Genomic DNA, 15090 nt, shown 5'->3' with positions numbered 1-15090 from the left:
GCCCCCAGACCCCCGCTCCTCAAACGCCGGAGGGGCTGAATCCTGCCGGAAGATCCAGCCCGTCCGGCGTTTGAGGACGAGCGCGCAGCGCGGATAAAAGGGGTCCAAGGGGCGGAGCCCCTAGCGCGAGTACCGGATCAGCGCTCGCACCATGTGGCACGTCGTGTCCGACGGCGGGTGGATGCCCACCGTCTCCGCCATCGACCGTATCCGCGCGTTGGACGCCTGGTTCGCCACGTACACCCCCGTGTCGAGCAGCGCGATGGCGAGCCGCATGGCCTTGAGGCGGCGGTTGTGCGTGATGTACCAGTCGCGCGGCCGGCCGGGCGGCAGCGGCCGCTTGGCCAGCGGCACGTACGGCATGTCGAGGAGCGCCGGCTGCGTCGCACGGCGGCGGTTCGTGGTCTTCCGGGAGCGAGGGGCGGTGTGCTGGGACGGGACTGCGGCAGCGGGCACAGGCATCCTCCTGTCGCGGTGGGGAACCCTCGCGGGCCCCCTCGAACATTGCTTCCATTCTACGTCCCGGCACTGACAACGGCCGCTGCCAAGAACGGCAATCTCCCCTGGCCAGAAGGGGTTTGAGGGTCCGTGGGACGGATGGTTCAGGGGTAGCGTGTGCGGCATGGAGATCTGGATCAACCCCACCTGTTCGAAGTGCCGCGGCGCCCTCACGCTGCTCGACGCCGAGGGCGCCGACTACACGGTGCGCCGCTACCTGGAGGACGTGCCGACCGCCGACGAGATCCGCGCCGTGCTCGGCAGGCTCGGCCTCGAACCCTGGGACATCACGCGCACCCAGGAGGCCGCCGCCAAGGAGCTCGACCTGAAGGACCGCGCGCGCTGGCCGCGCGACGCCTCCGGGCGCGACGCCTGGATCGAGGCGCTCGCCGCTCACCCGAAGCTCATCCAGCGGCCGATCATCACCGCCGACGACGGCACGGCGGTGGTGGCCCGCACGGAGGAGGCGGTACGGGACGCGCTGGCACGGAAGACCGATCGGCGATAGCGGGCAAACCGTTACATTCCCCACTGCTTCCGTACGTAGGGTTGGGCGCTCCACCCGGGCCGGACCGGCCGCGGCCCGGGACGCGAGAGAGGAGCGCGCCGTGCGGAGCTGGATGTCCAAGGGCGTATACGGCACGGTCCTGGCGAGCGCGCTGCTCGCCGCCCTGCAGTCCGAGGGCGAGCGCTTCACGCCGTACTACGACGCCGCCTGGGTCATGGTCACCGCGGGCACGGCCGCGCTCGCGCACGGCTACGCCCACCACATGGCGACGCACAAGCCGGGCAGCGGCATCCACCGCTGGCGCCAGCTCGCCTGGACGCTCGCCGACGAGTGGCCGGTGGTGATCGCCTGCTGGCCGACCGTCGCGCTCCTGGTGACGGCCGGGATCGTGGGCTGGCCCGAGGAGGACGTCACGTACGCGGGCCTGATCCTGAACGCGGGCCTGCTCTTCGGCTGGGGCACGTTCGCCGCGCTGCGCGTGGGCTACCGCCGGTCGTCGGCCGTGCTCATCGGCCTCGCGGACGCGACGATCGGGCTGCTCATCGCGGGGGCCAACGCGGTCATCAAGTAGCCCGGCGCGCGGCCCGGAACAGCCCCTCGCACAGCCCGCGCACAGCGGCCCGTGCGTGACACTGGTCACTGTCGTCCCAGGTAACACCGGGTTCACAAACGGGCAACCGACGGGAAATCGCGCGTTGACAGGCTGCCGGACATCACCGCGGCCCACAGCACCCGCACCGCTGCGCCGTACCTAGTGTTTTAAGGATGAGGCCCGTGACCTTCAAGGCTGAGTACATCTGGATCGACGGCACCGAGCCGACCGCCAAGCTCCGCTCGAAGACGAAGATACTGACGGGCGCCGAGCGGCCGGGCACGGTGGCCGACCTGCCGATCTGGGGCTTCGACGGCTCGTCCACGAACCAGGCGAAGGGCCACGCCTCGGACCGCGTGCTCAAGCCGGTCTTCTCCTGCCCGGACCCGATCCGCGGCGGCGCCGACATCCTGGTCCTGTGCGAGGTCCTGAACACGGACATGACCCCGCACTCCTCCAACACGCGGGCGCAGCTCGTCGAGGTCGCCGAGCGGTTCGCGGCGCAGGAGCCGATCTTCGGCATCGAGCAGGAGTACACGTTCTTCGAGGGCGACCGCCCGCTCGGCTTCCCCGCCGGCGGCTTCCCGGCCCCGCAGGGCGGCTACTACTGCGGCGTCGGCGCGGACGAGATCCACGGCCGTGACGTCGTCGAGGCGCACCTGGACAACTGCCTCAAGGCGGGCCTCGGCCTCTCCGGCATCAACGCCGAGGTCATGCCGGGCCAGTGGGAGTTCCAGGTCGGCCCGCTGTCCCCGCTCGAGGTCTCCGACCAGCTGTGGGTGGCCCGCTGGCTGCTCTACCGCACCGCCGAGGACTTCAAGGTCTCCGCGACCCTCGACCCCAAGCCGGTCAAGGGCGACTGGAACGGCGCGGGCGCGCACACGAACTTCTCCACGAAGGCGATGCGCGAGGGCTACGCCGCGATCATCACCGCGTGCGAGTCGCTCGGCGAGGGCTCCAAGCCGATGGACCACGTCAAGAACTACGGCGCGGGCATCGACGACCGCCTCACCGGCCTGCACGAGACGGCCCCGTGGAACGAGTACAGCTACGGCGTCTCCGACCGCGGCGCGTCCGTCCGCATCCCGTGGCAGGTCGAGCAGGACGGCAAGGGCTACATCGAGGACCGCCGTCCGAACGCCAACGTCGACCCGTACGTGGTGACCCGGCTGCTCGTCGACACCTGCTGCGCGGCCCTGGAGAAGGCCGGTCAGGTCTGACCCGTTCCATCCGTTGTGCCGGATTTCATGAGGGGCGCCCGCCGCTGCGGTGGGCGCCCCTTTCCTGCTGCTCAACGCCCCTTGTCAAGGGCCCCACTTCACGCCATCCGCATGCCAAGACGGCGTATCAACGTACGAGAGGGATCCGCCGGACCCGCTCCCATCTGCTTCAATGGGGCCATGGGCAGCTTCCAGAACACCGCGACGGGTCATGATGACCTTGAGCCCTTCTGGCCTTCCCGGCAGCATCACGACTTCGACCGGGTGTGTTGCCGCGCGCTGAACGCGCGGGCCCTCTAAAGCCGTTCCCCGGCCTCCGGCCTGACGCGCACGACGTACGTCCTCGACGACTCCTTAGCGCGAAAGAGCTGACTCATGGCGAACTCCCGTACCTTCACCGCCGCCAACACCGCCACCGCCACCGCGACCCGTCCCGCCGTGCCCTCGGCACGGGGACGGCTGCGGGCCGTCTCCCCCGACGAGGTGGCGCGGATCTCCGACCTCGCCGACTTCTCCGGCTTCCTGCCGCCGGGCGCGACCCTGCTGCCCGCTCCGCAGCACACCCTGCCCGCGCTGCCGGGCCAGCCGCCGATGATCGGCTATCTGGTCCTGCTGCCCGCCGGTCAGGAGCACCTGCCCGCCGGGCTCCAGGCCCCCGAGCCCGAGCCGTCGCCCGCGGCCGACGGGGACGGACCCGTGCGCATCGACACCGCGCGGCGCTCCGCGCACGTCGACGGGCGCCAGCTGGACCTCACGTACCTGGAGTTCGAGCTGCTCGCGCACCTCGTGGCGCACCCGCACCGGGTGCACACCCGCGACCAGCTCGTGACGACGGTCTGGGGGTACGGCCACGTCGGCGACGGGCGGACCGTCGACGTCCACATCGCCCGGCTGCGGCGCAAGCTCGGCGCCGAGCACCGCGGTTCGATCCAGACGGTGCGGCGCGTCGGCTACAAGTACGCGCCGCCGACCGCCTGACCGGGTTCTCCTGGCGGCTAAATCCGCTTCCCCACGGCCGTACGCGCAGGCAGAGTCGGCCCCATGAGACTTCTGATGCTCGGCGGTACGGAGTTCGTGGGGCGCGCCGTCACCGAGGCGGCGCTCGCGCGCGGCTGGGACGTGACGGTCTTCCACCGCGGACGGCACGCCGCTCCCGAGGGGACGCGTGCCGTCCACGGCGACCGCACGACGGCCGAGGGCCTCGCGGCGCTCGCCGCCGCCGACGGTGACTGGGACGCCGTCGTCGACACTTGGTCCGGGGCGCCGCGGGCCGTGCGGGACGCGGCACGGCTGCTGCGGGAGCGGGCCGGGACGTACGCGTACGTGTCGAGCGGGTCGGTGTACCGGTACCCCGGGAAGGCCGGTTCGGACGAGTCGTTCCCCGTCGTCGACGGCGACGCCGACGCGGACGCGGTGGCGTACGCGGAGGACAAGCGGGGCGGTGAGCTCGCGGCGGCGGGCGCGTTCGGCGACGGGCGGACGCTGCTCGTACGGGCCGGTCTGATCCTCGGCCCGTACGAGAACATCGGGCGCCTGCCGTGGTGGCTGAGCCGGGTCGCGCGCGGCGGGCCCGTCCTCGCGCCCGGGCCGCGGGACGCCTCGATCCAGTACATCGACGTGCGGGACCTCGCCGAATGGACCCTCGACGCGGTCGCCGCGGGTCTGTACGGGCCGTACAACCTCATCTGCCCCACCGGTCACGCCACGATGGGCGCCCTGCTCGACGCCTGCGTGGGCGTGGCGGGGGCGCCCGACGCGGAGCTGCGGTGGACGGCGCCGGACGTCGTCACCGCCGCCGGGATCGAGCCCTGGCAGGAGCTGCCGGTGTGGCTGCCGCCGGGGGAGCTGTACGACACGATGCACGACACGAGTTCGGCCAAGGCCGTCAGGGCGGGGTTGCGGTGTCGACCGGTCGGGGCGACGGTCTCCGACACGTGGGACTGGCTCCGGAGCCTCGGCGGGGTGGCCCCGCACCGCCCCGACCGCCCTCGGGTGGGCCTCTCCCCCGAGAAGGAAGCGAAAGCCCTGGCCCGCTAGCCCGATACGCCCCCGACCCGCCGCTCCGCGGCGGGAGCCACCCCGCCCACCCACCCCATGCGCTCACGCCGCCGACGACGAGCCCGGGCCGGTGGACTCCCTCCCGCGCTGCGCGCAGCGGCGTGCCGGCCGGTGGGTGCTATCGCCGCGTTGCGCACAGCGGCATACGCCTCCGGCCCGCCGCTCCGCGGCGGGGTCTACCCCGCCCACCCACCCCATGCGCCGCCGACGGCGGGTGAGCCCCACCAGGGGCGGTCACCCGCCGTCCGACTGGAAACGGGCGGGTGGGTGGGAGACAAACCGCCGCGGTAGCGGTGGGAGCCCGCAGACGCCGACGGTGGGCGCCCCCGGCAGGGAGCGCCCACCCCGCGGGAGAGTGGAAACGGGCGGGCGGGTGGGAGATGCACCCGGAGGGCGTCAGTGGCCGGCCCGCACCGGAACCCGCCCGGGTTCCGGGGCCGGCGCCTCGTGGGACACCCGCGGCAGCCACCGCAGGTACCGCGGCGTATGCCAGTTCCGGTCCCCCAGGAGGGTCATGAGGGACGGCAGCAGGATCATGCGGACCACCGTCGCGTCGAGGAGGACGGCCACGCCGAGCCCGACGCCCATCTGCTGCATGTCCTGCATGGACAGCATCCCGAAGACGGCGAACACGGCCACCATGATGACGGCGGCACCGGTGACCGCCCCGGCCGTCCGCGTGATGCCCTCCCGGATCGCGGCCCGGTTGTCCAGGCCCTGGTCGCGCGCCTCACGGATCCGGGAGACCACGAACACGTGGTAGTCCATGGACAGGCCGAACAGGACGACGAGGACGAACAGCGGCATCCAGCTCTCAATGGCGTCGACCTTCTCGGAGCCGATGAGCCCGGCACCCCAGCCGTGCTGGAACACGGCGGTCATGACGCCGTACGCGGCGCCCACGGACAGCAGGTTGAGCGCGATCGACGTCACCGCGATGACGACGGAGCGGAAGCAGAAGAGCATCAGCAGGAACGTGATGGCCGCGATGAAGGCGAACACCGGCACGATGCCCCGGCCCAGCTGGTCGCTGAAGTCCTCCGAGTTGGCGAGGTCCCCGCCGACGTACGCCCGGAAGCCGCCCGCGGACTCGCCCCCTGCCTTCCCGTTCAGGTCGTCGACGTCGTCGCGCAGGTCGGCAAGGGCCCGCTTCGCCGCGCTGTCGGTGCCGCTGCCGGGCAGCGGGATCTCCACCTCCGCCACGTTCTTCGCCCGGTGGACGGTCAGCTCCGCGCCCTTGCCCGACTCGGTCAGCGTCCGCAGCGCGTCCCGTACCGGCGGGGCGTCGATGTCGTCGGCGCGCACCACCACGCGGGCGGGCGCCGGGCCGCCGGGGAACTCGTCGGTGATCTTCTTGAACGCGACGGACAGCGGCGCGTCGGAGCCGAACTGCTTCTCCAGGCCGAGCTGTTCGGTCTTCATGCCGAGCGCGGGCGCGGCGAGCGCGAGCAGCAGCGCGGTCGCGGCGACCGTGAAGAACGCGGGCTTGGCGAGGACCGGCTTCAGGACGGACCCGGCGAGCGAGCCGCTGGCGTGGGCGCCCTTCTTGGAGCGGCGGTTGAGGAACGGGATGCGGCCGGCGTCGATGCGGTCGCCGAGCCAGGCGAGCAGCGCGGGCAGGACCGTCACGGAGCCGAGCATCGCCACGCACACCACCAGGATCGTGGCCGTCGCGAAGCCCTTGAACAGCAGCAGGCCCGACAGGAAGAGACCGGACATGGCCACCATCACGGTAAGGCCGGAGACCAGGACCGCGCGCCCGCTGGTGGCGGCGGCGATCCGCAGCGCCGTCTCCGCGTCGCGGCCCGCGGCCCGCTCGTCGCGCTCGCGGCGCAGGTAGAACAGGCAGTAGTCGACGCCGACGGCCATGCCCATGAGGAACATCACGGAGTACGTCGTCTCGAAGATGTGCAGCGCGTGGCTCGCGAGGCCGAGCAGGCCGAACGCGGCGACGCAGGCGGTCAGGGCGAGCCCGACGGGCAGCAGCGCGGCGACGACCGCGCCGAAGGCCACCAGGAGGATGCCGAGCGCGAGCGGCGCCGCCGTGAACTCGGCCTTCTTCAAGTCGTCGGCGAGCAGGTCCTTGAGGTGCTTCTCGGAGCTCGCGTCGCCGAACTGGTAGACGCTGACGCCCCGCGCCGCGCCCTTGTCCCTGGCCTCGTCCACGGCGTCGAGGACCGGCTGGATGCGGTCGGTCGCCTGGTCGGACTTGCCCTTGATCTCGAAGCGGAGCAGCGCCTCCTTGCCGTCCTTCGACGGCAGCGGCCGCTGCAGGGCGCGGACCTCGCCGGTGGCGGTGAGCGCCTTCGACAGGTCGGCGGCGGCCTCGCGCCAGCTGTCCGGGGTCCGCGCGCCGACCATGACGAGCTCGCCCGCGGGCTCGTCGATGTCCGCGTCCTTGAGGATCTTCGCGGCCCGGCCCGACTCGCCGGTGCCCATCTCGTCGTCGGGCGCCGTGATGGTGCCGGCCGCGCCGCCGGCCACGGTGGCGAGCACCACGAAGAGGAGCCACCCGAGTATCGCCGTCCTGCGGTGGTGTGCGCTCCACACCCCGAGCCGTGCCGCGAGGTTCTGCCTCTTGGCGCTCATGACCTTCGCCCCCACTGAGTTAAGCGTGATGTAAGCCGAACTGACGTGGTTCACGCTAGGAATCGGCGGCGCGGGGACCCAGCCGCCGAGGCCCCCTCTCGGTGAAGCACAGGGCGAGGTCAGGGGGTGTCGTCAGGTACACCCCCGGTCTGGGTGGGGAACCCAATGACCTGGCGGGCCTGACCAGGGAGACTGGGACGTGTGAGGTCGGATGAGGAGAGGGACACCATGAAGACGTCGAGAGTGGGCGCGGGTCTGCTCGCGGGAGCGCGCGGCCTGTATCTGGCGATCGTCTCGCTGGCCGGGTCGATCGTGCTCTTCGTGTTCTCGGTCGTCTCGATCGCGCTCATCCTGCTCGGGATCGGGGTGTTCACGACACCGCTCGTGCTGGACGGCGTCCGCAGGTTCGCGACGCTGACCCGCTGGCAGGCCGGGCAGTGGGCGGACGTCCGCATCCCGGTGCCGTACCGCGCGGAGCCCGCGCGGCGGCGCGGGGGCGTCGTCGGGCAGGTGGAGCGCTGCACCTGGATGCTGAAGGACCCGGCGACCTGGCGGGACCTGCAGTGGCTCCTGGCCAACATGACGTTCGGCTTCACCGTCGCGATCATCGCGCCCTCCCTGGTGCTCTACTGGGCGTACGGCTGGGTCCTCGCCCTCGGCGTGTGGAAGCCGATCTACCAGGCGGGCGGCGGCGAGTGGTACGCGTTCATCAAGGTCACGTCGCAGTCGACGGCGAACCAGGCCGCCGCGCTCGGCACCGCCCTGCTCGTGCTCGGCGTCTTCGTCAACCCGCTCCTGATCCGCGGGCACTTCCTGCTCGCCCGCTTCCTGATCGCGCCCACCGCCTCCATGCGGGAGCGGGAGCTCTCGCTGCGCGTCGACCGCCTGGAGGAGACCCGGCACGACGCGGTGGACACCTCCGCCGCCGAGCTGCGCCGCATCGAGCGCGATCTGCACGACGGGGCGCAGGCCCGCCTGGTCGCCATGGGCATGGACCTCGGCACCATCGAGGCGATCGTGGAGCGGGACCCGGCCAAGGCCAAGGAGATGATCGCCAAGGCCCGGCAGAACTCCGGCGAGGCCCTGAACGAGCTGCGCGACCTGGTCCGCGGCATCCACCCGCCGGTCCTCGCCGAGCGCGGCCTCGGCGACGCCGTGCGGGCCCTCGCCCTGCGCCTTCCGGTGCAGACGGACGTGGACGTGGAGCTGCCGGGCCGCGCGGACGAGTCGGTGGAGTCGGCGGCGTACTTCGCGGTGAGCGAGACCCTGACGAACGCCGTCAAGTACGCGGAGGCGGACCGCATCTGGGTGGACGTCCACCACGCCCAGGGCATGCTGCGCATCGCGGTCACCGACAACGGCAAGGGCGGGGCGAGCATCGGCGCCGGTTCGGGCCTGAGCGGGATCGAACGACGGCTCGGTACATTCGACGGCGTACTCGCCGTCAGCAGTCCCGTTGGCGGCCCGACCATGGTGACCATGGAGATCCCTTGCGAGTTGTCCTAGCCGAAGATCTCTTCCTGCTGCGCGACGGCCTCGTGCGGATGCTGGAGGCGTTCGACTTCGAGATCGCGGCGGCCGTCGAGACCGGGCCGGAACTGACCAAGGCCCTCGCGGAGTTGCAGCCGGACGTCGCCGTCGTCGACGTCCGGCTGCCGCCGTCCCACACGGACGAGGGCCTGCAGTGCGCGCTCGCCGCGCGGCGGGCCCGGCCCGGTCTGCCGGTGCTCGTCCTCTCGCAGCACGTGGAGCAGCTGTACGCGCGCGAGCTGCTCGCCGACGGCAACGGCGGGGTCGGCTATCTCCTCAAGGACCGGGTGTTCGACGCCGAGCAGTTCATCGACGCGGTGCGCCGGGTCGCGGCGGGCGGCACCGCGATGGACCCGACGGTCATCCAGCAGCTCCTGTCGCGGCGCGCCGCCGACCAGCCGCTCGGCGCGCTCACCCCGCGCGAGCGCGAGGTCCTCGAACTGATGGCGCAGGGCCGGTCCAACGCGGCGATCGCGGCGCAGCTCGTGGTCACCGAGCGGGCCATCGCCAAGCACACGTCCAATATCTTCGCGAAGCTCGACCTGCCGGTCTCGGACGACGACAACCGCCGTGTCCTCGCGGTTCTCGCCTTTCTCGACCAGGAACGCTGATCGACTGCCGTTTTCCCGCGGGGATTTCCCCGCACGCGTTTGAACACCGTCGGCTCCTGATGCGTACGTCATCTCATGGGACGCACCTCACGACGCACGTCACGAAAACGATCAAAACTGGCCGGACGGGCCGTCGCCGCGTCGGCCGCGTTAATCCTGGGCGGCGGCGGACTCGTCGCGGTGAATGTGTACGCGAACGCCGAGGAGGGCGGCGGACCGCCGCCCCCGGCGGGAAGCGGCGGGCCGCAGGTGACCACCATCAGCTGCCCGGACGTCGGCAATCAGCTGCCCGAGGTTCCCGAGGGCGCCCGCGCCGAGGTCGACCGCGAACTCGCCGCTCTGGACACCCAGCTCACCGAGGCGTACACGCGCTTCGCCGAGGCCGAGAACCCCCAGGACCAGAAGGCCGTCCTCGATCCGCTGGAGGAACAGCGGCGGCCGACCATCGACAACATCCGGTCCGCGATCGACCGCGACGGTCAGGCGCCGGAGAACCTGGACAGCATGGCGCCGTGCACCATGCGCGCCGACGACGACGGGCCGCCACCGCAGGGCGACGACGGCCAGGACCAGGGGCAGGGTCAAGACCCGGGGCAGGACCAGGGCCAGGGCGACGACGGGCAGGATCAAGGCCAGGGGCAGGACCAAGGCCAGGATCAAGGCCAAGGCCAAGGCCAAGGCCAAGGCCAGGCGGGCAACGGGCCCGAGGCCGGGGACTTCGTCGACATCACCACCGTCCGCCCCAATGTCCAGAAACCACGCACACAACGCGGCGGTTCCCGCGGCACGTTCACCACGCGCTGCGGCACCAACAAGAACGGAAAGTTCAATCCGGACAATGTCATCGTCGCGCCCGGCGTGAGCAATGGCGCGCACCATATGCACGACTACGTCGGAAACCAGGAGACCGACGCCTTCTCCAGCGACCAGGAACTCGCGGGCGGGCGCACCAGCTGCCGCAATCAGGGCGACAAATCCACGTACTACTGGCCCGTCCTCAGGCTGCAGAACGGAAACAACGAGGACGACGCGAACGCGGACGGCGGCGGCCGGGACAAGAACGTCGGCGAGATCCAGACCCCCGACCAGGTCACGCTGAAGTTCGTCGGAAACCCCGTGTCCAAGGTCACCGCGATGCCGCGTTTCCTGCGCGTCATCACCGGTGACGCCAAGGCCTTCACCAATGGTGACGCGAACGCCAATGCCTCCTGGAGCTGCACCGGATTCGAGAACCGGCAGCTGAAGGACAAATATCCGATCTGCCCCGAAGGCAGCAAGGTCGTCCGTACCTTCAATTTCCAGAGCTGCTGGGACGGGCGGAACACGGACAGCGCCAACCACCGCACGCACGTCGCGTTCGCCGACCCGCGCGAGGGGCGCTGCCCGCGAGGCTTCCGTGCCATTCCGCAGCTGGTCCAGCGCATCGTGTACGACGTGCCGCCGGGGCCCGGCTTCGCCGTCGACTCCTTTCCCGAGCAGCTGCACAAGCCCGTTACCGATCACGGTGACTTCATCAATGTCTTCGACGACCGGCTTATGCGGCGGGTTGCTCAGTGCGTGAATGACGGGCGTCGCTGTCGTTAGCTGCGGCGCCGTGGGGGCTGAGCGCGCAGTTCCCCGCGCCCCTTCGGGGGCGCTATCGCCCCCCGGACTGCTGCGCGGTCGGCTCGCGCGCGGTGAACGGTGTGCCCTCCGTGCCCAGGGCACCGGTCCTCGCTCCCCCAACCACTCGCCTCAGCTCTCCGGCGCGTGGTGCGAGGCCCGTTCCACCGTCCCGCCGAGCCGGCCGCGCAGCGCCGTGACCACGTCCGGCTCGCCGACCGCGACCCACTTCCTGCCGACGAGGTAGGTGCCGCCGTAGTCGTTGGCGGCGTTCAGCCACTCGCGGGTGCCGCGGTCGGTGGCGAAGGTCGCGAGCACGAAGCGACGGCCGTCGGCGGTCCGGCACTGCGCCTGCCGCAACTCCGCCGCGTCCGTCTGGATGTCGGGCGCGCACGCGGCCTTCCGGGCAAGCTGCTCAAGGGTGCCGACAGCGGTCACGGGCACCGCACGCCCGCCGTCGCCACCCCCGGCGCCTTCGCCCCCGCCTTCGCCCCCGGCGACCAGCCCCGCCGCGATCACCAGGCCGAACGCCGTGGCCGAAACCGCGCCCGCCGCCCACACCATGCTCCTCATCGCCCGCTCCCGTCTCATCAGGTGATGTGAACGCGCCTTGTCCGTGCGTCCCATTGAGCCCCGGTAGCCACCCGGATACCGTGCGCGCAGCCATCGACGCAGGGGGTACACACATGTACGGTCCGTCGCGACGCTCGGTACTCGGCACCGCCGGCGCCATCGGCCTCACCGGTCTCGGCACCGGTCTCGGCACCGCCTTCGGCAGCACGCTCCCGGCCCTCGCGGCCGACGGCCCCGGCAAGGGCCCCGCCTTCGATACGGATTCCGCGCGCGCCGTGCTCAATCGGCGCCTCCCGCACCACGCGGACCAGTTCCGCCTCAGACTCGTCCCGGCGCAGGAAGGCCGGGACCGCTTCCGCGTGACCGGCACCACGGGACGCGTCGAGGTGTCGGGCACCACCCCCGCAGTACTCCTGACGGGGGTGCACTGGTATCTGAAGTACGTGTGCGGGGCGCACATCGCCTGGAACGGCGACCAGCTCGACCTGCCGCGCCGCCTGCCCGCCCCCGCGCGCCCCCTGGAGCGCTCCACGGCGCTCCCCCACCGCTTCGCGCTCAACGACACCAACGACGGCTACACCGCCCCGTACGCCGACTGGCCGTACTGGGAACGCATGATCGACGTCCTGGCCCTGCACGGCTGCAACGAGGTCCTGGTCATCGCGGGCACCGAGGCCGTCTACCACCGCCTCCTGAAGGACTTCCACTACAGCGACGCCGAGTCGCGCGCCTGGCTGCCCGCGCCGTCGCACCAGCCGTGGTGGCTGCTCCAGAACCTGTCCGGGTACGGCGGCCCGCTCTCGCCCGAGATCATCGACCGGCGGATCCGGCTGGGGCAGCGCATCGTGGGACGGCTGCGCGAGCTCGGCATGGCGCCGGTGTTCCCCGGCTACTACGGGCACGTGCCGGACGGCTTCGTGGCGCGCAACGGCGGTGACGCGCGGGTCGTGCCGCAGGGCACCTGGCACGGCTTCAAGCGACCCGACTGGCTCGACCCGCGCACCTCGTCCTTCGCCCGCGTCGCGGCCTCCTTCTACGGCCACCAGCGCGATCTGTTCGGCGCGGCCCGGCACTTCAAGATGGACCTCCTGCACGAGGGCGGCACCGCGGGCGACGTCCCCGTGCCGGACGCGGCGCGCGGCGTCGAGCGGGCCCTGCAGCAGGCGCACCCCGGGGCGACCTGGGTGATCCTCGGCTGGCAGGAGAACCCGCTGCCCGAGCTGCTCGACGCCATCGACAAGAAGAAGATGCTGATCGTCGACGGCGTCTCCGACCGCTTCGCGAGCGTCACGGACCGCGAGAAGGACTGGGGCGGCACGCCCTACGCGTTCGGCACGATCCCCAACTTCGGCGGCCGCACCACCATCGGCGCCCGCGCGCACCTCTGGAACGAGAAGTTCTTCGCGTGGCGCGACAAGCCGGACAGCGCACTCGTCGGCACCGCGTACCTGCCGGAGGCCACCGACCGCGACCCGGCCGCCTTCGAGCTGTTCTCCGAGCTCGCCTGGACACCGGCCCGCATCGACCGCGCCGCGTGGTTCTCCTCATACGCTGACTTCCGCTACGGCGGCCGGGACGGGCGGGCGCGCGCCGCCTGGCGCGCCCTGCACGACACCGCGTACCAGCACAAGGCCGTGGAGCGCAGCGACCCGCACGACTCGCTGTTCGCCGCGCGCCCCGACCTGGCCGCGAACCGCGCCGCCGAGTACGCGCCGCACGCCCTCACCTACGACCCGGGCCGCTTCGACGCCGCGCTCGCGGGCCTGCTCGGCGTCGCGGGCGCCCTGCGCGGCAGCGCCGCCTACAAGCACGACCTCGTCGACGTGGCCCGCCAGGCCCTCGCCCACCGCAGCCGCCAGCTCCTGCCCCAGCTCAGGACGGCGTACGCCCGCAAGGACCAGGACACCTTCCGCGCCCTGTCGAACCTGTGGCTGCGCCTGCTGCGCCTCGTGGACGACGTCACCGGCACGCACCCGGCGTTCCTGCTCGGCCCGTGGATCGAGGACGCCCGGCGCCTGGCCACCAGCGACACCGAGCGCGTCGAGTTCGAGCGCACCGCGAAGGTCCTCATCACGGTGTGGGGCGACCGCCCCACGTCCGAGGGCGGCAAGCTGCACGAGTACGGCAACCGCGAGTGGCACGGCCTGACCGCCGACTTCTACGCCCCGCGCTGGCAGCGGTGGCTCGACGAGCTGGCCGACGCGCTCGCCGAGGGCCGCGCCCCCAAGGCGGTCGACTGGTACGGCGAGTTCGAGGAACCCTGGACGCGGGAGCGCAAGGACTATCCGCTGCGCCCGGTGGCCGACCCCTACCGCACGGCTTCGCGCGTACGGGACGTCCTCGCCCGCGCCCCCTACCAGGGCTCCCTGGACGTCACCGCCGATCCCCCCGCCTTCCCGCCCGGCGGCCACGCGCGCGTGGCGGCCCGGTTCCGCAACGTCAACGGGCTTCGCGCCACCGGCCGCGTCGACTTCGCCCTCACCGGCATCGAGGCGGAGCCCGAAGGGCCGACCTCGCTGCCCCGCGTCCCCGCCGCGGGCTCCGGCACCGTCGCCTGGCGGGCCAGCGCCCCCGACACTCCCCTCGACCGCCCCCTGCGCCCCCTCCCCTACACCCTCACCGTCACGTACGGCCCCCAGGGCGAGAAGCGGGTCCGTGCCGTGCACGAGGGCACCCTGTTCGAGGCGGGCCCGCTCAGCGCGGGGTGGCGCACGTACACGAACAACGCGGCCGTCTTCGGTGAGCTCGACGGCCGGTACGGCATCGACGGGGCGGGCGCGGATCTGTGGCGGGGGACGGCGGAGTTCGGCACGCTCTTCAGGCCGGGGGCCCTGCGCGACGGGGTGGCCGTCACCGTCCGCGTCGACTCCCAGACCGCCAGCGGCCCCTGGGCCCGCGCCGGTATCGTCGCCCGCAACTCCCTCTCCACGCCCGGCTCCCCGGGCTTCGTGAACCTCGCCGTCACGCCCGCCAACGGGGTCGTCCTGTCCTACGACACGAACGGGGACGGCACGCTCGACACGTACCGGCGCATCACGGGCGTGAAGGCCCCGGTCCTCCTCCGGCTCTCGCGGGCCGGGGGGTCCTTCACCGGGGAGCTGTCCACCGACGGGGGCGGCACGTGGCGGACCGTCGCCACGGTGCCGGTGCCCGGGGCGGGTGCGGTGCAGGATGTGGGGCTCTTCATGACGGCGACGAATGGGGGGAGCGGGGGGCGGGGGACGGTGGAGTTCAGCGGGTGGGGGGTGGGGTAGGTCCCTCGCGGGGGCGCCCCTGACCCGCCCCTTCCCGAACTGGGGCTCCGCCCCA

12 protein-coding genes are annotated in these 15090 nt (G+C 72.2%); 9 read left to right on the top strand and 3 right to left on the bottom strand.

All coding sequences use genetic code 11. The features are described 5' to 3' along the window. Positions 1–120: 120 nt before the first annotated feature. Complete coding sequence (locus ACFWZ5_RS29115) at positions 121–456, bottom strand: hypothetical protein (RefSeq protein ID WP_384793819.1); 336 nt, start codon at positions 454–456, stop codon at positions 121–123. Between the two features lie 166 nt (positions 457–622). Between ACFWZ5_RS29115 and ACFWZ5_RS29110 the strand changes: the two genes are divergently transcribed. From ACFWZ5_RS29110 to ACFWZ5_RS29090, 5 genes are all read left to right on the top strand, one after another. Next, positions 623–1006, top strand: a complete 384-nt coding sequence (locus ACFWZ5_RS29110) for an arsenate reductase family protein (RefSeq protein ID WP_384793816.1) — start codon at positions 623–625, stop codon at positions 1004–1006. Between the two features lie 100 nt (positions 1007–1106). Further along, complete coding sequence (locus tag ACFWZ5_RS29105) at positions 1107–1577, top strand: hypothetical protein (protein ID WP_384793813.1); 471 nt, start codon at positions 1107–1109, stop codon at positions 1575–1577. 203 nt (positions 1578–1780) lie between these two features. Further along, positions 1781–2818, top strand: a complete 1038-nt coding sequence (gene glnII, locus ACFWZ5_RS29100; RefSeq protein ID WP_384793810.1) for a glutamine synthetase — start codon at positions 1781–1783, stop codon at positions 2816–2818. Positions 2819–3193: 375 nt separating this feature from the next. Further along, positions 3194–3796, top strand: coding sequence for a winged helix-turn-helix domain-containing protein (locus tag ACFWZ5_RS29095; RefSeq protein WP_384793807.1), 603 nt, complete (start codon positions 3194–3196; stop codon positions 3794–3796). A 63-nt stretch (positions 3797–3859) separates the two neighbouring features. Continuing rightward, positions 3860–4855 (top strand): NAD-dependent epimerase/dehydratase family protein, encoded by a 996-nt coding sequence (locus tag ACFWZ5_RS29090; protein ID WP_384891541.1) that lies wholly within the window; start codon positions 3860–3862, stop codon positions 4853–4855. A 417-nt stretch (positions 4856–5272) separates the two neighbouring features. Here ACFWZ5_RS29090 and ACFWZ5_RS29085 read toward each other — a convergent pair whose 3' ends face one another. Further along, on the bottom strand, positions 5273–7465 hold the full coding sequence (locus tag ACFWZ5_RS29085; RefSeq protein ID WP_384804266.1) for an MMPL family transporter: 2193 nt from the start codon (positions 7463–7465) through the stop codon (positions 5273–5275). A gap of 228 nt (positions 7466–7693) precedes the next feature. Between ACFWZ5_RS29085 and ACFWZ5_RS29080 the strand changes: the two genes are divergently transcribed. From ACFWZ5_RS29080 to ACFWZ5_RS29070, 3 genes are all read left to right on the top strand, one after another. Then, positions 7694–8971, top strand: coding sequence for a sensor histidine kinase (locus ACFWZ5_RS29080; protein ID WP_384804268.1), 1278 nt, complete (start codon positions 7694–7696; stop codon positions 8969–8971). Next, the gene (locus ACFWZ5_RS29075) at positions 8956–9606 is read left to right on the top strand and encodes a LuxR C-terminal-related transcriptional regulator (protein WP_384804270.1); all 651 of its coding nucleotides are present in this window, start codon (positions 8956–8958) and stop codon (positions 9604–9606) included. The genes ACFWZ5_RS29080 and ACFWZ5_RS29075 overlap by 16 nt, the downstream gene beginning before the upstream one ends. Positions 9607–9681: 75 nt before the next feature. After that, entirely contained in the window at positions 9682–11190 is a 1509-nt protein-coding gene (locus ACFWZ5_RS29070; protein WP_384804272.1) for a DUF1996 domain-containing protein, read from the top strand. A gap of 150 nt (positions 11191–11340) precedes the next feature. Here the strand turns inward: ACFWZ5_RS29070 and ACFWZ5_RS29065 are convergent, their stop codons facing one another. Then, positions 11341–11781, bottom strand: a complete 441-nt coding sequence (locus ACFWZ5_RS29065) for a hypothetical protein (RefSeq protein ID WP_384804274.1) — start codon at positions 11779–11781, stop codon at positions 11341–11343. Positions 11782–11894: 113 nt separating this feature from the next. Here ACFWZ5_RS29065 and ACFWZ5_RS29060 point away from each other — a divergent pair, with 113 nt between their 5' ends. Further along, positions 11895–15035: an alpha-N-acetylglucosaminidase gene (locus ACFWZ5_RS29060; RefSeq protein WP_384891537.1), complete on the top strand. Its 3141-nt coding sequence runs from the start codon at positions 11895–11897 to the stop codon at positions 15033–15035. Positions 15036–15090: the final 55 nt, after the last annotated feature.

It is taken from the genome of Streptomyces sp. NPDC059003 (genome assembly GCF_042740445.1).
GTDB lineage: Bacteria > Actinomycetota > Actinomycetes > Streptomycetales > Streptomycetaceae > Streptomyces.
The sequence above is the reverse complement of the archived record's forward strand: the minus strand, read 5'-3'. Positions and strand labels throughout refer to the sequence as shown.